Source organism: Hydrogenophaga sp. NFH-34, assembly GCF_021401345.1.
GTDB classification, from domain to species: domain Bacteria; phylum Pseudomonadota; class Gammaproteobacteria; order Burkholderiales; family Burkholderiaceae_C; genus Hydrogenophaga; species Hydrogenophaga electricum.
In genome coordinates, this window is the sequence record NZ_JACBGE010000002.1 from 255,996 (window position 1) to 275,882 (window position 19,887).

Sequence of the window (19,887 nt, forward strand, 5' to 3'; positions counted from 1 at the left end):
CTGTGTGCGTAACCTGTTGTCTGTCTTCACCATATTCCCAGGAGATCTCGATGTACAAGCGCATTCTGGTCGCGACCGATGGGTCAAAACTGTCCAATCTGGCCGTCGAACACGCCATTGGACTGGCCGACATCACCGGCGCTGAAATCGTGGCCGTCAAAGTCGTTCCCCGCTACCCGCAGACCTACTTTGAAGGGGGCGTGGCATTGGCGGCCGCCGAAGTGGCCAAGATCGAGAAGCAATGGCAGGACGAAGCCATGGAAGCGGTCAATGCCGTCAAGTCAGCCGGTCAGAAACGGGAGGTCAAGGTCAAGCCCATCACCGTCAAGTCCGACCTGATTGCCGAAGCCATCATCTCGGCCGCCAAGCGCAACAAGGTGGATCTGATTGTGATGGCCTCGCATGGACGCAAAGGCCTCAAGCGGCTGTTGCTGGGCAGTGAGACCCAACAGGTGCTGACGCACTCGCACATCCCGGTGCTCGTGTTGAGATAACAGCCCAACACCCACACGCTGCCCGCAACCACCTTGATGGAACTGTGCGGGCAGCCTCCTTGAGGGCTGCGCCCACTCGGCGAAAGCCTCTTACCCGAAGAGGCCCCTGTACTGCTCGCGCAGCAGGTTTTTCTGTACCTTGCCCATGGTGTTGCGCGGCAGTTCGGTCACGACCACGCAGTGCTTGGGAATCTTGAAGTTGGCCAGACGTACTTTGAGATCGGCCAGCACCGGCTCTGGGTCAATATCCGCACCCTGACGGCCAATCACAACGGCCACGCCGACCTCGCCAAAATCCGGATGCGGTACCCCCACCACCGCGCTCTCGGCCACCCCCGGCATCTCGTTGATAACGGATTCGATCTCGGCTGGATAGACGTTGTAGCCACCGGAGATGATCAGGTCCTTGCTACGCCCCACGATCGTCACATAACCATCGGCATCGATCCGGCCCACATCGCCCGTCTTGAAAAAACCGTCGGCGGTGAACTCTTCCGCAGTCTTCTCTGGCATGCGCCAGTAGCCCCGGAACACATTCGGACCGCACACCTGAATTCCGCCGATCTCACCGCTCGCCACACCCTGCCCCGCCTCGTCCACCACACGCAGATCGACACCCGGTAAGGGAAAGCCCACCGTTCCGCCCCGGCGCTCGGTAGCATCGGCATGGCGCGGGTCCACGCCACAGGGGTTGGACGTGAGCATGACCGTCTCGCTCATGCCATAACGCTCCAGGATGGTGTGGCCGGTGCATGTCTGCCAATCGCGAAAGGTCTCAACCAGCAGGGGTGCTGACCCTGAGATGAACAACCTCATGCGCGCCGCTTGCGCCTGGGTGAGCGCCGGCTCGGACAGCATGCGCACGTACAGCGTGGGTACGCCCATGAACACGGTGGCTTCCGGCAGTTTTTCAACAACCCGCTTCGGATCGAACTTCGACAGCCAGATCATCCGGCTGCCATTGATGAGCGCACCATGAATGGCCACGAAAAGGCCGTGCACATGGAAGATGGGCAGCGCATGGATCAGCACATCGTCGGGTTGCCACTGCCAGTAGTCCCGCAGCACCTGCGCATTGCTCAGCAGATTGCCGTGCGAGAGCATGGCGCCTTTGCTGCGTCCGGTGGTACCGCTGGTATAGAGAATCGCGGCCAGATCGTCGGCTTTCCGAACCGCCGGCGCATGGCTGTCCGGCATGGGGGCAGCACGGTCCAGCAAGCTGCCCGTGCGGTCTTCACCCAAGGTGAACACATAGCGGGTGCCTGCCTGAAAGGCCAGCTTGCTCACCCAACCGTGGTTCGCCGGCGCGCACACCACCACCGCCGGCTCGGCATTGCCGATGAAGTACGCGATTTCTGCCTGCCGATAAGCGGTATTCAGGGGCAGGAACACGTGACCGGCACGCAGCGTGGCCAGGTACAACACCAAGGCCTCGACCGATTTCTCCACCTGCACGGCAATGCGCGAATGCGCTGGCAGATCGAGCGCATCCAGCAGATTCGCCATCATGGCGGTGGCCCGGTCGAGATCACGCCAGCTGTAGCGCAGGCCGTCATCGGTCTCGATGGCGAGGGCGTGCAGATCGGCAGGAAAGGACGCGCGCAGCGCACTGAAAAGGTTCTGGTTTTCCATGAATTCTCCTGGGATGACCGGCGCGCCGAAAGGCCTGCTCAAAACGCCGGTGACCGCTTCGCCATGAACGCACCAATGCCCTCGCGGTGTTCCGCACTGTCCGCATAGGCATAGGCTTCGGACAACAAAGACTCGGCGGATCGGCCACTCGCCAATGCTCGCAATGTGCGCTTGTTCAGACGTGCCGCTTGCGGCGCCCAACGCGCCAGGTGTTGCACACGCTGGACCACATCGCTGACGACCTCCGCATCGGGCAGCACAGCCTGCACAAAACCACGCCGGAGCATCTCGGCAGCATCGAGCACCACCGCCTCCAGCAACATCTGCCGCGCCGTTGCCAGCCCGGCTTCACGCGCCACGAGCTCGGCCTCCCGCGGCGCCATGGGAAAGCCCAGCTTCGCGATGGGTGCGCCGAACTTCGCCCCCTCGCCGGCAATCCGTATATCGCAGCAACTGGCGATTTCCACCCCCGCCCCCATGCAGTTGCCTTCAATCTGCGCAATCAGCGGCAGGTCGCAATCCAGCATGGCCTGCAGACCACCCCAGACGTCGTTCTCATGGAAATCGCGCAACCCCGCTTCGTCGAAGCGAAAACCCGGGTATTCAGAAATGTCGCCCCCGGCGCAGAAATGCCCTTGATCGCCACACACGATCACGCCGCGCAGATCATCACGCGCCTGCAAGGCGACGAACGTGGTGCGCAAGTCGCGCCACATGCTGCGCGACATGGCATTGAACCGCCCCGGATGCGAAAGCACCACCCGCGCCACCGCCCCTTCGATGAGCAACAGAACCTGGCCCGCCATGCCTCAGCCCCGGGCGGGCACCAGCGCCCGACGGCCCGCCCAGACCCACAGCGCCATACCCGCTAGCACCATGGGCACGCACAACCACTGGCCCATGCTGAGTCCGAGCGACAGCAGGCCCAGATGGGCGTCAGGCTCGCGGAAAAACTCCACCACGAAGCGCAGCACGCCATACCCCATGAGGAACAGGGCCGACACCTGCCCCATGGGCCTGGGCCGCCGCGCAAACAGCCACAGCACCACAAACAGCAACAGCCCTTCGAGCAGGAACTGGTAGACCTGCGACGGGTGGCGCGGCAGCTCCCCCGCGCCCCTGAACACCATGCCCCAGGGCAATGAAGGATCGGCCACGCGCCCCCAGAGCTCGCCGTTGATGAAATTGCCTACGCGGCCTGCAGCCAGACCGGTGGGCACACAGGGCGCGACAAAATCCATCACCTGAAGCCAGGGTCGCTGACGGCTGCGGGCGTACCAGACCATGGCCACCAGCACACCCAGCATGCCACCGTGGAAGCTCATGCCACCTTGCCAGACCGCAAAAACCTCCAACGGGTGTGCGAGGTAGTACGCAGGCTTGTAGAACAGGCAGTACCCCAGGCGACCGCCCACCACCACGCCCAGCACCCCCAGGAAAAGGATGTCTTCGACATCCCGGGCGGACCAAGGGCGAGGCCCGGTCATGGAAGCATAGGGTTCATGCTTGAGACGAGCGCGCCCCAGCAACATGAACAACGCGAACGCGGCCAGATAGGTCAGGCCGTACCAGTGAACCGCCACCGGGCCGAGCTCAAGGGCGATGGGATTGATCTGCGGGTGAATCAGCATGCCCGAGATTGTGCCGGACTCTGTGGCAAGAACCCGGCCATGCGCAGGCCGCAGTGCGCATGGGCCCCCACCCGGCGCCGGGCCGCCGTACAGCGGCCACGACGCCTTGCGGCTTACAGTTGGGAAAGGTCGCGCACCGCGCCCTTGTCGGCACTGGTGGCCAGCAGTGCGTAGGCTTTCAGCGCGGCACTCACCTTGCGCGGGCGTGGCTCGGCCGGCTTCCAACCCTTGGCATCTTGTTCGGTTCGGCGGCGGGCCAACTCTTCATCGCTCAGCAGCACGTTGATCGTGCGGCTGGGAATGTCGATGCGAATGCGGTCGCCGGTGCGCACCAGGCCGATGTTGCCGCCAGCCGCAGCCTCGGGCGAGCAGTGCCCAATGGACAACCCCGAAGTGCCGCCCGAAAAGCGGCCATCGGTCAGCAAGGCGCAGGCCTTGCCCAGGCCCTTGCTCTTAATATAGCTCGTGGGGTAGAGCATCTCCTGCATGCCAGGACCGCCCTTCGGGCCCTCGTAGCGCACCACGACCACGTCACCCGCCTTGACCTGGTCATTCAAGATGTGGTCCACCGCCTCATCCTGGCTCTCCACCACATGGGCGGGCCCCTCAAAAACGAGCAGACTGTCGTCCACGCCGGCGGTTTTCACCACACAGCCGTTCTGCGCGATATTGCCGGTCAGCACGGCCAAGCCACCTTCCCGGCTGAATGCGTGGTCCACACTGCGAATGCAGCCGTCGGCCCGATCCAGATCCAGGCTGGGCCAGCGTGTGGCCTGGCTGAAAGCCACCTGGCTGGGAATGCCAGCCGGACCAGCCTTGTAGAAAGTCTGCACCGCCTCGTCGTTGCTGACCGCGATGTCCCATTGGGCCAACGCATCACCGAGGGTCTTGGCATGCACGGTGGGCGCATCCAGGTGCAGCTTGCCACCGCGCGCCAGTTCACCCAGGATGGCCATGATGCCGCCCGCACGGTGCACGTCTTCGATGTGGTACTTGTTGGTATTGGGTGCGACTTTGCACAGCTGGGGCACGCTGCGCGAGAGGCGGTCGATGTCGGTCATCGTGAAGTCGATGCCAGCCTCTTGCGCCGCAGCCAGGATGTGCAGGATGGTGTTGGTGCTGCCGCCCATGGCGATATCGAGCGTCATCGCATTTTCGAAGGCCTTTTTGCCGATGCTGCGCGGCAGCACGCTGGCATCGTCGCCTTCGTAATAGCGCTTGGCCAGTGCCACGATCAGGTGACCAGCCCGCTTGAACAGGCTTTCGCGATCGGCATGGGTGGCCACCACGGTGCCATTGCCCGGCAGCGACAGGCCCAGGGCCTCGGTCAGGCAGTTCATCGAGTTGGCGGTGAACATGCCGGAACAACTGCCGCAGGTGGGGCAAGCGCTGCGCTCGATCTCGGCCACGTCGGCATCGCTCACCTTGCTGTCGGCTGCCATCACCATGGCATCGATCAGGTCGAGTTTTTTGATTTCGATGGTCTGGGTCACCGGATTGGCCAGACGCACCTTGCCTGCTTCCATCGGGCCGCCGCTGACGAACACCACCGGGATGTTCAGCCGCATGGCAGCCATCAGCATGCCGGGCGTGATCTTGTCGCAGTTGGAGATGCACACCAGCGCGTCGGCGCAGTGGGCGTTGACCATGTATTCCACCGAGTCGGCAATGATGTCGCGACTGGGCAGCGAGTACAGCATGCCGTCGTGACCCATGGCGATACCATCATCCACCGCGATGGTGTTGAACTCCTTGGCGACACCACCAGCAGCCTCGATCTCGCGCGCCACCAGTTGGCCCAGGTCCTTCAGGTGCACATGGCCGGGAACAAACTGGGTAAAGCTGTTGGCGATGGCGATGATGGGCTTGGCAAAGTCCTCATCCTTCATGCCGGTGGCGCGCCACAGCGAGCGCGCACCAGCCATGTTGCGGCCAGCGGTGGAGGTCTTGGAACGGTAAGCAGGCATGTCGGAGCAAAAAGTGGGGACGGGGGGACTCTGGATTATCGGTCACGCACCAAAGCCCTGCTGTCCCATCCCGTTCCCGGGATTACCCTGCCCTCAATGGCGGCGCTTGTGCAAGCCCAGCGATTCGCGGTGCTTTTCGATGCGGTCGCGCTTTTTCTGCTCGATCTTCTCGGCGGCCTTGCGTTTGGTGTAACCCGAACTGTCGGCCCAGACCCACCACAAAGCGGCCAAACCGAACGGAACCAGCACCCACCACCAGGAGATTTCAGCCAGAAAGCCGAACTCCAGGAACTTGAGAAGCGCCATCAGCAGACCCAGAATCAACAAATACATCACATCCTCCGGTAAAGCACCCGTGAAGCCGGCAAGAAGCTGTAACCACGCGTATCGAAGCCCGGGCGACTGGGTAGAATTGGCTCGTGAGATTCACACTTCCATTCCAGAGGAATAACCCCATGAAACGTGCTCTCCTGATTATGGCCGCTGTGGCCGCCATCTCTGCCCCTGCCATGGCCGATGAAGCGCTGGCCAAGAGCAAGAACTGCATGGCCTGCCACGCCGTCGACAAGAAACTGGTGGGGCCCGCCTACAAGGATGTGGCCAAAAAATACGCCGGTGACGCCAAGGCTGCCGATGCACTGGCCGCCAAAGTGATCAAGGGGGGCTCGGGCGTGTGGGGCGCCATCCCGATGCCCGCCAACCCCCAGGTCAGCGAAGCCGACGCCAAAAAGCTCGTGGCCTGGATCCTGAGTCAGAAATAAGCCACTCGCTTGTCCAGCAAAAAGCCCGCCAATGGCGGGCTTTTTGCTGCAGTGAAGGCCCCACCCACAGACGCAGATCGGGGCAGGATTTCTCAGTTGGTCTTGGCGAGCTGCTCCAGGATGGCCGGGTTTTCCAGCGTCGAGGTGTCCTGGGTAATGGCTTCCCCCTTAGCGATTGAGCGCAGCAGGCGGCGCATGATCTTGCCCGAACGGGTCTTGGGCAGGTTCTCGCCAAAGCGGATGTCCTTCGGCTTGGCGATCGGACCAATTTCCTTGCCTACCCAGTTGCGCAGTTCGTTGGCCAGCGCCTTGGCCTCGTCCCCCGTGGGCAGCGGGCGCTTGAGCACCACGAACGCCACGATGGCTTCGCCGGTCAGGTCGTCCGGGCGTCCCACGACGGCGGCTTCGGCCACCAGATCGGACTTGGCCACCAAAGCCGACTCGATCTCCATGGTGCCCATACGGTGGCCCGAAACGTTCAGCACATCGTCGATGCGGCCGGTGATGCGGAAATAACCGCGATCAGCGCTGCGTACCGCACCATCGCCAGCCAAGTAGTAGCCCTTGAGTTCTTCCGGGAAGTAGCTTTTCTTGAAACGCTCCGGGTCACCCCAGATGGTGCGGATCATCGAAGGCCAGGGCTTCTTCACCACCAGGATGCCACCCGATCCATTGGGCACGTCGTTGCCCGTCTCGTCGACGATGGCGGTGGCGATGCCCGGCAGTGGCAAAGTGCAAGACCCCGGCACCAGCGGCGTGGCGCCCGGCAGCGGGGTGATCATGTGCCCCCCCGTTTCGGTCTGCCAGAAGGTATCGACGATGGGGCAACGCTCACCGCCAACGTTTTTGTAGTACCACATCCAGGCTTCCGGATTGATCGGCTCACCCACCGAACCCATGATGCGGAGCGAGCCGAGGTTCCAGTTCTTCGGATGCACCTTCTCGTCACTGTCCGAAGCCTTGATGAGCGAGCGGATGGCCGTGGGTGCCGTGTAGAAGATCGTGCACTGGTGCTTCTCGATCATCTGCCAGAAGCGGCCTGCGTTCGGATAGGTCGGTACGCCTTCGAACACGATCTGCGTCGCACCGGCGGCCAACGGGCCGTAGGCCACGTAGCTGTGGCCGGTGATCCAGCCGATGTCGGCCGTGCACCAGAACACATCTTCCGGTTTGATGTCGAAGGTCCAGTCCATGGTGAGCCGGGTCCACAGCAGGTAGCCGCCCGTGCTGTGCTGCACCCCCTTGGGTTTGCCCGTGGAGCCGGAGGTGTAGAGCACGAACAACGGATGCTCGGCGCCCACCGGCTCGGCCGCACAATCGGTCGACTGCCCGGCCAGGGCATCGCTCATCGTGATGTCGCGGCCGGCAACCATGTTCACGGCGGTCTTGGTGCGCTCATAGACGATCACCGTCTGGATCGACTCACAGCCGCCCAGACCCAGCGCCTCGTCAACGATGGCCTTGAGCGGCAGTTCCTTGCCACCACGCATCTGGTAGTTGGCCGTGACCACCGCCACGGCGCCCACGTCCTGAATGCGCTCCTGCAGCGCCTTGGCGGAGAAGCCCCCGAACACCACGCTGTGGGTGGCACCGATCCGAGCGCAAGCCTGCATGGCCACCACACCCTCGATGGTCATCGGCATGTAGATGACCACACGGTCACCCTTCTTCACACCCCGTGCTTTCAGCGCATTGGCGAACTGGGCCACCTTGGCCAGCAGTTCCTTGTACGTGACTTTCGTGACAGCGCCGTCGTCGGCTTCAAAAATGATGGCGGTCTTGTCTTCGACCGGCGTACCGATGTGCCGGTCGAGGCAGTTGTACGAGGCATTGAGCTCGCCATCCTGGAACCACTTATAGAACGGCTTGTTCGACGCGTCGAGCACCTGGGTAAACGGCTTACTCCAAACCAGGTTTTCGCGCGCCTGGCGGGCCCAGAAACCTTCAAAGTCCTTGTCGGCTTCGGCGCACAGTGCCTCGTAGGCACCCATGCCGGCAATCCGCGCTGCCTTGACCGTGGCTTCACTGGGTTCGAAAACGCGGTTCTCGACCAGGGTGGATTCGATCGCCGATGACGGTGTGGACATGCGTTGTCTCCTCAGATGTTGCAGGGAACCAAAAGACCGGCCGAAATGTGCGCAAAGGCTCTTACGAGCCACTTACATGCTGCGGCGCAACACACGCGCAGACGGCCTGCTCGTGCACCTCGCAGACCTACAATACCGCCAGTTTTGCCGCCTTGCGGCAGCCCATTTTCCATTGTCTCCGCCCATGAACCCTCCCGTCAAAACCCCGGGCACCACGCGCGCGCTGCCCAACCTGATTTTTGCCAGCCGCTGGCTGCAACTGCCGCTGTACATCGGCCTGATCGCTGCCCAGGCCATCTACGTCTTCCACTTCTGGGTGGAGCTCGTGCACCTGATCGAAGCGGCCTTCGGCAGTGAGGTCGCACTGCACAAGCTGGTCGAGAGCATCGGCTACAAATCGGACGTGGAAATCACCGGCCTGAACGAGACGGTCATCATGCTGGTGGTACTGGCGCTCATCGACGTGGTGATGATCAGCAACCTGCTCATCATGGTCATCGTGGGCGGCTACGAGACCTTCGTCAGCCGCATGAACCTGCAGGACCACCCGGACCAGCCCGAATGGCTTAGCCACGTCAATGCGTCGGTGCTCAAAGTGAAGCTGGCCACCGCCATCATTGGCATCAGCTCCATCCATCTGCTCAAGACCTTCATCAACGCCGGCAACTACTCGGAAAAGGTGCTGATGTGGCAGACGCTGATCCATGTGGTCTTCCTGCTCAGCGCGATGGCCATCGCCGCCACCGACCGCATCATGCATCCGGTGGCAGACACCCCCGATCACTGACCCCAGATGACGCCTGCCAGCGCTTGCGCTGGCAGCGCCGATCAACGGCCGACCATGTGCTCGGCCACCACCCATTCATCAAACTGCTCGGCCGTAACGTAGCCCGACGCGATCGCAGCATCGCGCAGACTGGTGCCTTCCCTGTGGCCCTTTTTGGCGATGGCAGCGGCTTTGTCGTAGCCAATGTGCGGGTTCAGCGCAGTGACCAGCATCAGCGACTGTTTGACCAGGTGATCGATCCGCTCCAGGTTGGGCTCTATGCCCACCGCGCAGTGGTCGTTGAAGCTGACCATGCCATCGGCCAGCAGCCGCACACTCTGCAGGAAGTTGTGGGCCACCACCGGGCGGAACACGTTCAGCTCGAAGTTGCCCGACATGCCACCGATGTTGATCGCCACATCGTTGCCCATGACCTGTGCCGCCAACATGGTCAGCGCCTCGCTCTGCGTCGGGTTCACCTTGCCCGGCATGATGGACGAGCCGGGCTCGTTCTCGGGAATGCGGATCTCACCGATCCCGCTGCGCGGGCCGCTGGCCAGCCAGCGCACGTCGTTGGCGATCTTGGTCAGGCTCGCCGCCAGGGTCTTGAGCGCACCGTGCGCGTGCACCAGCGCGTCTTGGGAAGCCAATGCTTCGAACTTGTTGGGCGCGCTCACAAACGGCAGCCCGGTGATGCGGGCCAGTTCCTGCGCCACACCTTCGGCATAGCCCTTGGGCGCATTCAGCCCCGTGCCGACGGCCGTGCCGCCCAGCGCCAGTTCGTGCAGATGCGGCAACGCGGCCAGCACATGCTTCTTGCCATGCTCCAGTTGCGCCACCCAACCCGAGATCTCCTGGCCCAGTGTGAGGGGCGTGGCGTCCTGCAGATGCGTGCGGCCGATCTTGACGATGTGGTCGAAGTCCCGGGCCTTTTGCGCCAGGGTCTTTGACAGCACGTCAATGGCAGGCAGCAGCCGGTTCGTCAGCGCATCCACCGCGGCCACGTGCGAAGCCGTGGGAAACACGTCGTTGGACGACTGGCTCTTGTTCACGTCGTCGTTGGGATGCACCAGCCGCCCCTCCCCGCGCTCCCCGCCCAGCAGTTCGCTGGCCCGGTTGGCGATCACCTCATTGAGGTTCATGTTGGTCTGCGTGCCCGATCCTGTCTGCCAGACCACGAGCGGAAATTCATCAGGATGCCGCCCGTCGATGACCTCCTGCGCCGCCGCGACGATGACATCCTTTTTCTTCGCGTCGAGCAGCCCCAGCGCATGGTTGACGGCGGCCGAGGCGCGCTTGACCTGCGCCAGCGCCCTGATGATCTCGCGCGGCTGCTTCTCGCCCGAGATATCGAAGTTCTGCAACGAGCGTTGGGTCTGCGCGCCCCACAGCCTGTCGGCAGGCACTTCGATGGGTCCAAAGGTGTCTTTTTCGGTACGAGTCGTGCTCATGGCAAGGTGATTGGCAGGGTCAGAGGAAGGTGATTCACATTATTGCAAACACGAACCATTCCCAAACACTACAACCCCAGAAAGCCTACCGGTGCAGGGCAAGCACAGCGTCAGGGCGGCAGCGATAATTCTCAGGTTCTGTCCCCAACGAAGACCCCACCATGACCACGACCATCCGCTACCACGACCTCGTGGAGTCCATCGCTGCGTCGCTGCAGTACATCAGCTACTACCACCCCGCCGACTACATTGCCCACCTGGCCCGCGCCTACGAGCGCGAGCAAAGCCCGGCGGCCAAGGACGCAATGGCGCAGATCCTCACCAACTCGAAGATGAGCGCCACCGGACACCGCCCGATCTGTCAGGACACCGGCATCGTCAACGTGTTCCTCAAGATCGGCATGGACGTGCGCTGGGAGGGCTTCCCCGCCGGACTGGAAGACGCCATCAACGACGGCGTGCGCCGTGGCTACAACCACCCCGACAACATGCTGCGCGCCTCGGTCGTGGGCGACCCGCAGTTCGCGCGCAAGAACACCAAGGACAACACACCGGCGGTGATCTTCACCCAGATCGTTCCCGGCAACAAGGTGGACATCACCGTCGCTGCCAAGGGGGGTGGCTCCGAGAACAAGTCCAAGATGATCATGATGAACCCGAGCGACAACCTGGTCGACTGGGTGCTCAAGACCGTGCCCACCATGGGCGCCGGCTGGTGCCCGCCGGGCATGCTGGGCATCGGCATCGGTGGCACCGCCGAAAAGGCCGTGCTGCTGGCCAAGGAAAGCCTGATGGACGACCTGAACATGTACGAGCTGCAGCAGAAAGCCGCGCGCAGCGAGAAGCTCGATCAGGTCGAGGAACTGCGCCTGGAGCTGTACGAGAAGGTCAACGCGCTGGGCATCGGCGCACAGGGCCTGGGCGGCCTGGCCACGGTGCTCGACGTCAAGATCAAGATGTACCCCACCCACGCGGCCTCCAAGCCCGTGGCCATGATCCCCAACTGCGCGGCCACACGCCACGCCCACTTTGTGCTCGACGGTTCGGGCCCGGTGTACCTGGAAGCGCCCTCGCTCGACCTGTGGCCCAAGATCGACTGGGCACCCGACTACAACAAGAGCAAGAAGGTCAACCTCGACACGCTCACCAAGGAAGAAGTGGCGAGCTGGAAGCCCGGCGACACGTTGCTGCTCAACGGCAAGATGCTCACCGGCCGCGACGCCGCGCACAAGCGCATCCAGGACATGCTGGCCAAGGGCGAGCCACTGCCTGTCGACTTCACCAACCGCGTCATCTACTACGTCGGCCCGGTCGATCCGGTGAAGGACGAAGCCGTCGGCCCCGCCGGCCCGACCACCGCCACGCGCATGGACAAGTTCACCGACATGATGCTGGAGCAGACCGGCCTGATCGCCATGATCGGCAAGGCCGAGCGTGGCCCGGTCGCCATCGAAAGCATCAAGAACCACAAGAGCGCCTACCTCATGGCCGTCGGTGGCGCGGCGTACCTCGTCTCCAAGGCCATCAAGACCGCCAAGGTCGTGGGCTTTGAAGACCTGGGCATGGAAGCCATCTACGAATTCGATGTGGTCGACATGCCGGTGACCGTGGCCGTGGACGCGGGCGGTACCAGCGCCCACATCACCGGCCCGGCCGAATGGCAAAAGCGCATCGCCACCGGCGAGTTCAAGGGCATCGAGGTCGCCGCCGCTTGAGCCCGCCTGGCTACACCGTGGGTGTCTACGACAGCGGGGTGGGCGGCCTGAGTGTGCTGCGCGCCCTGCTGGTGGCCATCCCGGAAGCGCATTTCGTCTACGTGGCTGACCAAGCGTACGCCCCGTATGGTGAGCGCGGTGCGGCGGCAGTCACGGAACGTGCGCACCGCATCACAGCAGGGCTGCGGCGCGACTACCCGCTGGATGCACTGGTCGTGGCCTGCAACACGGCCACCGCACAGGCCATTGACCACCTGCGTCAGACCCACCACGACCTGCCCATCGTCGGCGTCGAGCCGGCGCTGAAACCCGCTGCCGCGCTCACTGCCACCGGGCACATCGGCGTACTCGCTACCCGAGGAACGGTGGAAAGCGCGCGTTTCCACCAACTGCAACAGCGGCTGCAAAAGGGCGATGGCAGCGGACCACACTTTCACAGCCAGGCCTGCGACGGCCTCGCCCAGGCCATTGAACGCGATGACACGGCGCTGATCCAGACCCTGTGCGAGCGCTACGTCCATGCGGTACAAGCCACTGTCCCCTCACCCCAGCAGATCGACACCTGGGTCCTGGGCTGCACCCATTACCTGTTTGCGGCCGACATCCTGCGCCCTCTGTGCGGCGGCCAGGCGCACTTGATAGAAACCGGCACACCGGTGGCGCGGCGCACCCGGGAGGTACTGCTCGCGCTCCGTCCGAGCCCCGCCCATGCGCATGCTTCGCTGACCCTGCTCAGCACGGCCGATCCCACCATGCTGGCCCGGCTCGCCCACCGCTGGCTCGGGGTTCCCGAACAGGCGCAGCTGTGGCAAGCCTGACGCACGGCCCCTTCGCCAATGTGAACTCCGGCACAGGCCGACGCAGCTTCTGCCAGCCCTCTGGTCAGCCCGCCAGGGTTTCAGTACATTGCGCGAAGGGCCCCGCCGGGGCGTCTTCTCCGTGGAAAGGACTTTGTATGGCCAACCGCAAGATCATCGATGTCGAAGGCATCGGTCCCGTCATCGCCGACAAACTGACCCAGGCCGGCGCCAAGGACACCGACAGTCTGCTTACCCAGACGCGAACCCCGGCGCTGCGCAAAGCTCTGGCCGAAAAGACGGGCCTGAGCGAAAAGCAGGTTCTCAAGTTCGCCAACATGGTCGACCTCTACCGGGTCAATGGCATTGGCTCCGAATACGCCGAACTGCTGGAAGCCGCCGGCGTGGACACGGTGCCAGAACTGGCCAGGCGCCGGCCGGACAACCTGCACCAGGCACTCATTGCCGCCAACACAGCGCGCAAGATGGTACGGCGATTGCCCACCGAGACCGAAGTCGCTCGCTGGGTGGAAGAGGCCAAGGGGCTGCCACGGGCCCTGTCCTACTGAGCCGGCTTCAATCCCCTCCCGACGGCCTGGATGGCTGCAGGGCGCGCTGACGGCCGCGCTGCATGTCCACCGGCTGCAGCAGGGCCAGCCCCACCAGAAACAGCACGGCCGTAAAGCCGATCGCCAGCCGCTGGTTGCCCCCTGTGGCCCAAGTGATCACCCCGTAACTCAGGGGCCCCAGAATGCTGGCCAAGCGAATGGCAAATGTCCACAGGCCATAAAACTCAGCCAAGCGGGCGGGCGGTGCCAACACCCCCGCCATGGCCCGACCGGCCGATTGGCTGGAGCCCATGCACAGGCCGGCGATGACGGCGGCCCACCAGAACCCCCCTTTGGTGGTCGTCAGCGCCGCGATGATGCAAGTAACGGCCCACCCTATCAACGTGATGCCCAAGGCCCGTTTGTGGCCCAGGCGGTCCTGGCCATAGCCAAACACGAACGCTCCGAGCATGGCCGCGATGTTGAGCACGAAGATCAACGCCATGGTCTCCTGCTGGGCGAACCCCACCACCTGCTCCGCATAGATGGCGGCCAGCGCTACCGCCACGGCAACCCCACCTTGGTACGCGACGGCACATCCCAGCAACCACAGGAAATCACGGTACTGCCGTGCTTCGCGCAGGGTCTGACCCAGTTGCCGCAAGGAGCTTCGCCAGCCCAGCGCCACGGAGGCAGAGGCCGTCTCGGCTGCCGGGCGCTCACGCACCAGCGCGAATGTGACACCGGCGGACAGCCCGAAAGTCACCGCCGTGATGAGCATGGTGACGGGCACAAAGCGGTCGGCCGACTGCCCCTGTGCCTGGGCCCACAACACATAGGCCAGGCTCAGCCCCAGCGCCAACATACCCCCCAGATAGCCCAGACTCCAGCCCCAGCCACTGACACGCCCCATCGCTTCTGGTCGCGCCAACTCGGGAAGGAACGCCGCCACCAGAGATTCACCCCAGGCGTAACAGGCGTTCGACACCACCACCAGCACCAACGCGAGCACAACCCCCCCCGGCTGTACCCCGGCCAACGCGGCGGTGCTGAGCACGCAACCCGCCGTCACGATCATGAGCAGTCGCTTTTTGGCAGCCCGCCGGTCGGCCCAGGCCCCCATCACAGGAATCGAGAGCATCACCAGCGCATTGGACAGACTCAGCGCCGCTGTCCAGGCAAACGTGGACCAAGGACGGCCTCCGGCCACGGCGCCCACGAAATAGGCGGCGAACACCGCCGTCAGCACCACCGTTGTGTATCCGGAATTGGCGAAGTCGTACATCGCCCAACCGAACACTTCGCGCCGCCGCACGCCAGGATTCAGCGCATCGGCGGCGAACAGTGCCTTCATTGACCAGCCCGGTTGCGCGCAGAGTCAGGCTGGAGCGGATTGCCGCCGTTCAATGCAGATGGCGGGGTTTGCGAGGGCCGCCATGCGATGGGCCACCGTGACCACGAGGCGGTTTGCCCAGTTGCATGGAGCTCACCAGATCGTCAAAACGCTGAGTGAACAGCTTGTCAATTGCGGCCACCACGTCACCGAGTTCGGTGGCATCGAAATGGCGCTCCATGACATGCACCACATCCTGGACCAGCAGATCACGCTGGACCTGCATGATGGCAGCGGGTGTCGGCCCGACGAAACACATCATGAAATCGTCACGTGCCTCTGCATCCTCGGGTGCTTCGTCCTCGTCGAACTCGGTATCGTAGAAAGACACCTCCAGGGGGGCTCCTGCAGCCGCAATCTCGTTGAGACCCATGCAGGCATCCTCGATCACCTGACGGAAGTCTTCGTCGCCCGGGACGGTCCAGCAGATCTGCAGCAAGTGGTCTCCGGCGTCGAACCGGATGCCGGGTTCATCTTCATAGGCACTCTCGGCCGCAGCGGCCAAAGAGCGGGCGCCCGCGTACTGCCAAAGAGGCTTGAGCGCCTCTTGAATCTGCTCGTACGCCACATCCTCGCGCAGCGACACATCGCCATGCACATGGATTTCAAAGGGGGCGTTGTATCGGGTCATGGAAACTCACTGTACCGGTGAAACCGGAAAAAACCTAGCGCAGGATGCCGTGGTGCCCCGGACCGGAATCGAACCGGTACGCCCGGTTAGAGGCGGCGGATTTTAAGCAACAGCATACGGTCCGCATCGGGTGTACTCCCGGCCTGGATACAGCTTGCCGCAGCAGGTTTTCCGCAGGGCTAAAGGTTTAGATCATATCCCGGTGTGCGATGCAAACCGCCCCGGTTCCCATTCGCTTGGCTCCTAGCCGGCTCCTGGAATCGGCGCCTTTCAGGAGCACCTTATGGCAAAGATCAAGCTGACAAAGAGCCTCATTGACGCTGCGCAGGCCAAAACCTGCGATGTTGAACTCCGGGATACGCTTGTTCCCGGCTTCCTGTGCAAGATTACACCTGCTGGGCGCAAGGTGTTCATGCTTCAGTACCGCACAAACTCGGGCGTACGCCGCAAGCCGGCGCTCGGGCAATTCGGCGAGTTGACCGTCGATCAGGCCCGATCCTTGGCGCAGGACTGGTTGGCCGAAGTACGGCACGGAGGTGATCCCGGGCATGACAAGACGGAGGCCCGCAGGGCACCGACGGTCAAGGAGCTTTGTGTGCGCTTCATGGAGGATCACTCCAAAGTACGCAACAAGCCGAGCACCCAGCAAAGCTACCAGTACCAGATCGACAGCCATATCCTTCCCGCCTTTGGCAGCAAGAAGGCCCATGAGGTCACTCGACTGGACATGATCGCGCTGATGAAGCGCATGGAGAAGTCCCCGACTCAGGCCAATCGTGTGTTGGCCTGCCTGCGCAAGATGTTCAACTTGGCCGAGTTCTGGGGCTACCGATCAGACGGTTCCAATCCCTGCCGCCATGTGCCCAAGTTCCCGGAAAAAGGCTCGACCCGCCTTATTACCGATGAGCAAATGGTCAAACTGTTCGCGTATCTGGACAAAGCAGAGGCCAAGGGACTGGAGCATCCCATCTACCTTCTTGCCATCCGCTTGCAGTTTGAGTTCGCAGCCCGTATGTCAGAGATCCTGCTCTTGCAGTGGGATTGGCTCGACTTGACCAATGGTCGGGTCGTCTGGCCAGACAGCAAGACCGGCGACATGTCCAAGCCGTTGAGCGTCGAGGCACGCCGCCTGCTGGAGAGCGCGCCGCGCTATGGCAGTTCGCCATTCGTTTGTCCAGCCATTCTCAACCAAGACAAGCCACTCAGTCCCCACGCTTACTACAACGCATGGCGGCGCATCCTTGATCGCGCCGGCGTGCCGCGGGTGGGAACCCACGGCATCCGCCACCGTTCGGCGACGGACATTGCCAACTCTGGCATCCCGGTCAAGGTCGGCATGGCGCTGACCGCACACAAGACCGTGGCGATGTTCATGCGTTACGTCCACACCGAGGATGATCCGGTGCGTAAAGCGGCCGATCTGGTGGCGACCCGGCGCAAGTCAGTCGTCAGCACTCGCCAAGGACCAAATCAGGTGGCCACATGATCACTGGCCAGCAACTAGCCCCGTTGGTCCTGCTCGTTATGTCAGCGTTCTACCAACGGGCACAACGCCCTGCCCCACACGTGTATCGTGCTTGGGCATGGAAAAACTACCCGTATCGGGTATAGTTTGGAGGTCAAGATGACGCGTATCCTCAAGCGGAAGGACTTTGTGCGGTGGCAAGCCAACGAAAAGCTGCCAGACGCCGCCTTGTGCAAAGCGGTTCAGGAGATGGAAGACGGTCTGATTGACGCGGACTTGGGCGGCTTCCTCTACAAGAAGCGGGTTGCCCGTCCCGGCGGCGGCAAGAGCGGCGGGTACCGAACGCTGCTGTCGGCGAGGATCGGTAACCGCTACGTGTTCCTGCATGGGTTCCCCAAAAGCGACAAGGCGAACATCACGCAGGGCGAGAAGAAGGCCTTGCAGTTCGCCGGCAAGGTGTTCCTGGAACTTTCCGCCGAGGCCTTGTCGAAGGCACTGCAGTCGGGTGTGATATTGGAGGTGCATTGTGAGCAAGATCATTGAATCCCTGCGTGGTGACCTGGCTGCGCTCCACGCAGCAGGAGCGATCAGCAAGGTGACGATGCGCAAGTTCGACGCGATCTGCCCGCCGCCGGTCAGGGAGTTTGGTGCAGCAGACATCAAGCGCCTGCGCGAAACCTTGAAGTTCAGTCAGCCGGTGTTTGCACTTCATCTGCACACATCGGCTTCGACCGTGCGCAAATGGGAGCAAGGTGAAACCCATCCCACAGGGCCGGCACTCAAACTCCTCAATGTCATTGCCGACAAAGGTTTGCAGGCAATCATCTGATACCAGGCAAGCGGAACACACCGCTTCCGCAATGGTTCCTCGGCATCCCATCAATCGCAGCGAGTCCGGGCCGCGAACTTGGCATCGAGCATCTTCTGTTCGAGCCATTCAAAGAGTTGCTGCAGAACGCCACTCATGTTTCCACTATGCGTCACCGCAGTGTGTGTTGAGTAGCACTGGCGTCATGTCGCAGGCCCTTGCCAGTCAGCCACCGTCGTCTGCGCCACCAAATGCTCCGCGTAATGGTGACGCAGTCACCCGTCCAGAGCATCTCCGCTTGCGCCAGCACTGAGCCTCAGGCTTGCGAACGCCGTCTCTCCAAGGAAATGCCGTACTTTTTAACTTTGGCGTAGACGGACGGCTTAGAGATGCCCAGAATTTTGGCCGCCTGGGTAAGGTTGAAGCCTGTGTATCGAACGGCCGTCTCTATCGCCGCTCGCTCGGCAGCCTCCAGCGAGATAGGTGGGGAGTCTGTCAGTTGTATGGGGGTCTCATCAACTGATACAGAAGGTGTGAACAAGCTCAACGCCGTGACGTCCACCTCCTGATGGTCGCAAAGATTGACGGCACGCTCCATCGAGTTCTCCAACTCCCTGATGTTGCCTGGCCAAGAGTACGTTTGAAGGCTTGCCATCGCTTGTGCCGAAATGCCATACACGCTCTTGTTCAGTAGCGAAGAGTACTTTGCGAGGAAGTGGTACGCCAGCAGCGGAATGTCAATCTGCCTGTTGCGTAATGGCGGAATTTCTATCTCGATGACATTGCAGCGGTAGTACAAGTCCTCTCGAAACGCGCGATTGAGCACCATGTGCTGCAGGTTCTGGTTGCTGGCCGAGACGATGCGCACATCGACAGGAATCCCTCGCGTATCGCCGACTCGCACCACCTCACGTTCCTGCAGCACGCGCAGCAGCTTTGCCTGCACGTCAATCGGGAGCTCCGAAATCTCGTCCAAGAAAATCGTGCCTCCCGAAGCAGCTTCAAACTTTCCGGGGCGTCCTTCTCTGCGTGCCCCAGTGAAGCTTCCCGACGCGTACCCAAAGAGCTCGCTCTCTATGAGATCGCGGGGCAGCGCCGCGCAGTTAATGGCAATAAACGCCCCCTCATGACGGGGACTCGCATTGTGTATGGCTTGCGCAAACATTTCCTTGCCAACGCCACTCTCCCCCGAGAGCAGCACGTTGGTAGCACCACGAGCTGCCTTTCTTGCGCTCAGTACTGCCCCTGCCAATGCGGGGCTTTGCCCGATGATGTCTTCAAACCGATACCGAGCGTGCGACCCCGAGATGTGCTGAGCCAAGGTCCTGACCCGTTGAATCTCACGAAACGTGTTGACCACGGAGACCACTTTCCCGGTTTCATCCTTGATAGGTATGGCTGTGTCGACAAGGTGGAGATGAAGAGACGGCGACGTAATGATCAGCTCTCTGTCGATGTAGCCATTGCCGCTGTCAAAAACGGGTTCCACAACTGTTTGGAAGTCAACAAGGCTGCTAAGCGGTCGCCCAATGGCGGACTCCGGAGAGATGTGCAGTAAGCGCGCGGCGGTTCTGTTGATGTGGCGCACGACAGTGCCAGGCTCAAGCACGAGCAGGCCATCGGCAATGTGGTCGACGATGGCCTGCTGCTCTTCGACCAGACGCGCCTGATGCTGGCCATCGAGGAGCAGCTCAAGGGTAGTTGTCAGTGTAGCCTCCAAGTACCCAAGCAGAGCCTTCTG

At 62.4% G+C, this 19,887-nt stretch carries 19 protein-coding genes; 9 read left to right on the forward strand and 10 right to left on the reverse strand.

All coding sequences use genetic code 11. The annotated features are described in order from the left end of the window. Nucleotides 1-50: 50 nt before the first annotated feature. Nucleotides 51-494 carry a universal stress protein gene (locus L0977_RS03090; protein ID WP_234263238.1) on the forward strand — a complete coding sequence of 148 codons (444 nt, stop codon included), beginning with the start codon at nt 51-53 and terminating at the stop codon, nt 492-494. Between the two features lie 90 nt (nt 495-584). Here L0977_RS03090 and L0977_RS03095 read toward each other — a convergent pair whose 3' ends face one another. The 5 genes from L0977_RS03095 to L0977_RS03115 form a co-directional block, all read right to left on the reverse strand. Then, nucleotides 585-2,126 (reverse strand): malonate--CoA ligase, encoded by a 1,542-nt coding sequence (locus L0977_RS03095; RefSeq protein ID WP_234263239.1) that lies wholly within the window; start codon nt 2,124-2,126, stop codon nt 585-587. Between the two features lie 38 nt (nt 2,127-2,164). Beyond that, the gene (locus tag L0977_RS03100; protein WP_234263240.1) at nt 2,165-2,932 is read right to left on the reverse strand and encodes an enoyl-CoA hydratase/isomerase family protein; all 768 of its coding nucleotides are present in this window, start codon (nt 2,930-2,932) and stop codon (nt 2,165-2,167) included. Nucleotides 2,933-2,935: 3 nt separating this feature from the next. Then, nucleotides 2,936-3,757, reverse strand: coding sequence for a prolipoprotein diacylglyceryl transferase (gene lgt / locus L0977_RS03105; RefSeq protein ID WP_234263241.1), 822 nt, complete (start codon nt 3,755-3,757; stop codon nt 2,936-2,938). A 113-nt stretch (nt 3,758-3,870) separates the two neighbouring features. After that, complete coding sequence (gene ilvD / locus L0977_RS03110; RefSeq protein ID WP_234263242.1) at nt 3,871-5,724, reverse strand: dihydroxy-acid dehydratase; 1,854 nt, start codon at nt 5,722-5,724, stop codon at nt 3,871-3,873. Nucleotides 5,725-5,817: 93 nt separating this feature from the next. Then, complete coding sequence (locus L0977_RS03115; RefSeq protein ID WP_234263243.1) at nt 5,818-6,057, reverse strand: TIGR04438 family Trp-rich protein; 240 nt, start codon at nt 6,055-6,057, stop codon at nt 5,818-5,820. A gap of 122 nt (nt 6,058-6,179) precedes the next feature. On the opposite strand from L0977_RS03115, the gene L0977_RS03120 reads away from it, so the two are divergent. Further along, nucleotides 6,180-6,485: a c-type cytochrome gene (locus L0977_RS03120; RefSeq protein ID WP_234263244.1), complete on the forward strand. Its 306-nt coding sequence runs from the start codon at nt 6,180-6,182 to the stop codon at nt 6,483-6,485. A 92-nt stretch (nt 6,486-6,577) separates the two neighbouring features. Here the strand turns inward: L0977_RS03120 and acs are convergent, their stop codons facing one another. Beyond that, on the reverse strand, nt 6,578-8,572 hold the full coding sequence (gene acs, locus L0977_RS03125) for an acetate--CoA ligase (RefSeq protein ID WP_234263245.1): 1,995 nt from the start codon (nt 8,570-8,572) through the stop codon (nt 6,578-6,580). A gap of 184 nt (nt 8,573-8,756) precedes the next feature. On the opposite strand from acs, the gene L0977_RS03130 reads away from it, so the two are divergent. After that, nucleotides 8,757-9,359, forward strand: a complete 603-nt coding sequence (locus tag L0977_RS03130) for a TIGR00645 family protein (protein ID WP_234263246.1) — start codon at nt 8,757-8,759, stop codon at nt 9,357-9,359. A gap of 41 nt (nt 9,360-9,400) precedes the next feature. Here the strand turns inward: L0977_RS03130 and fumC are convergent, their stop codons facing one another. Then, nucleotides 9,401-10,789, reverse strand: coding sequence for a class II fumarate hydratase (fumC, locus tag L0977_RS03135; RefSeq protein WP_234263247.1), 1,389 nt, complete (start codon nt 10,787-10,789; stop codon nt 9,401-9,403). A gap of 161 nt (nt 10,790-10,950) precedes the next feature. Here fumC and L0977_RS03140 point away from each other — a divergent pair, with 161 nt between their 5' ends. The 3 genes from L0977_RS03140 to L0977_RS03150 all read left to right on the forward strand — a co-directional run bounded on the left by L0977_RS03140 (nt 10,951) and on the right by L0977_RS03150 (nt 13,870). Next, nucleotides 10,951-12,504: a fumarate hydratase gene (locus L0977_RS03140; RefSeq protein WP_234263248.1), complete on the forward strand. Its 1,554-nt coding sequence runs from the start codon at nt 10,951-10,953 to the stop codon at nt 12,502-12,504. Further along, entirely contained in the window at nt 12,501-13,322 is an 822-nt protein-coding gene (gene murI / locus L0977_RS03145) for a glutamate racemase (protein ID WP_234263249.1), read from the forward strand. The genes L0977_RS03140 and murI overlap by 4 nt, the downstream gene beginning before the upstream one ends. A gap of 137 nt (nt 13,323-13,459) precedes the next feature. Next, nucleotides 13,460-13,870 carry a DUF4332 domain-containing protein gene (locus L0977_RS03150; protein ID WP_234263250.1) on the forward strand — a complete coding sequence of 137 codons (411 nt, stop codon included), beginning with the start codon at nt 13,460-13,462 and terminating at the stop codon, nt 13,868-13,870. A gap of 7 nt (nt 13,871-13,877) precedes the next feature. Here the strand turns inward: L0977_RS03150 and L0977_RS03155 are convergent, their stop codons facing one another. Continuing rightward, nucleotides 13,878-15,203, reverse strand: coding sequence for an MFS transporter (locus L0977_RS03155; RefSeq protein ID WP_234263251.1), 1,326 nt, complete (start codon nt 15,201-15,203; stop codon nt 13,878-13,880). Between the two features lie 49 nt (nt 15,204-15,252). Beyond that, on the reverse strand, nt 15,253-15,873 hold the full coding sequence (locus L0977_RS03160) for a DUF6806 family protein (RefSeq protein ID WP_234263252.1): 621 nt from the start codon (nt 15,871-15,873) through the stop codon (nt 15,253-15,255). Between the two features lie 283 nt (nt 15,874-16,156). On the opposite strand from L0977_RS03160, the gene L0977_RS03165 reads away from it, so the two are divergent. From L0977_RS03165 to L0977_RS03175, 3 genes are all read left to right on the forward strand, one after another. After that, nucleotides 16,157-17,359, forward strand: coding sequence for a tyrosine-type recombinase/integrase (locus L0977_RS03165; protein ID WP_234263253.1), 1,203 nt, complete (start codon nt 16,157-16,159; stop codon nt 17,357-17,359). A 138-nt stretch (nt 17,360-17,497) separates the two neighbouring features. Further along, nucleotides 17,498-17,881, forward strand: a complete 384-nt coding sequence (locus L0977_RS03170; RefSeq protein WP_234263254.1) for a type II toxin-antitoxin system RelE/ParE family toxin — start codon at nt 17,498-17,500, stop codon at nt 17,879-17,881. Continuing rightward, nucleotides 17,865-18,167 (forward strand): helix-turn-helix domain-containing protein, encoded by a 303-nt coding sequence (locus L0977_RS03175; protein WP_234263255.1) that lies wholly within the window; start codon nt 17,865-17,867, stop codon nt 18,165-18,167. The genes L0977_RS03170 and L0977_RS03175 overlap by 17 nt, the downstream gene beginning before the upstream one ends. Nucleotides 18,168-18,462: 295 nt before the next feature. Here L0977_RS03175 and L0977_RS03180 read toward each other — a convergent pair whose 3' ends face one another. Beyond that, a complete protein-coding gene (locus L0977_RS03180; protein WP_234263256.1) occupies nt 18,463-19,866 on the reverse strand; it encodes a sigma-54 interaction domain-containing protein in 1,404 nt (467 codons plus the stop codon). Between the last annotated feature and the right edge of the window lie 21 nt (nt 19,867-19,887).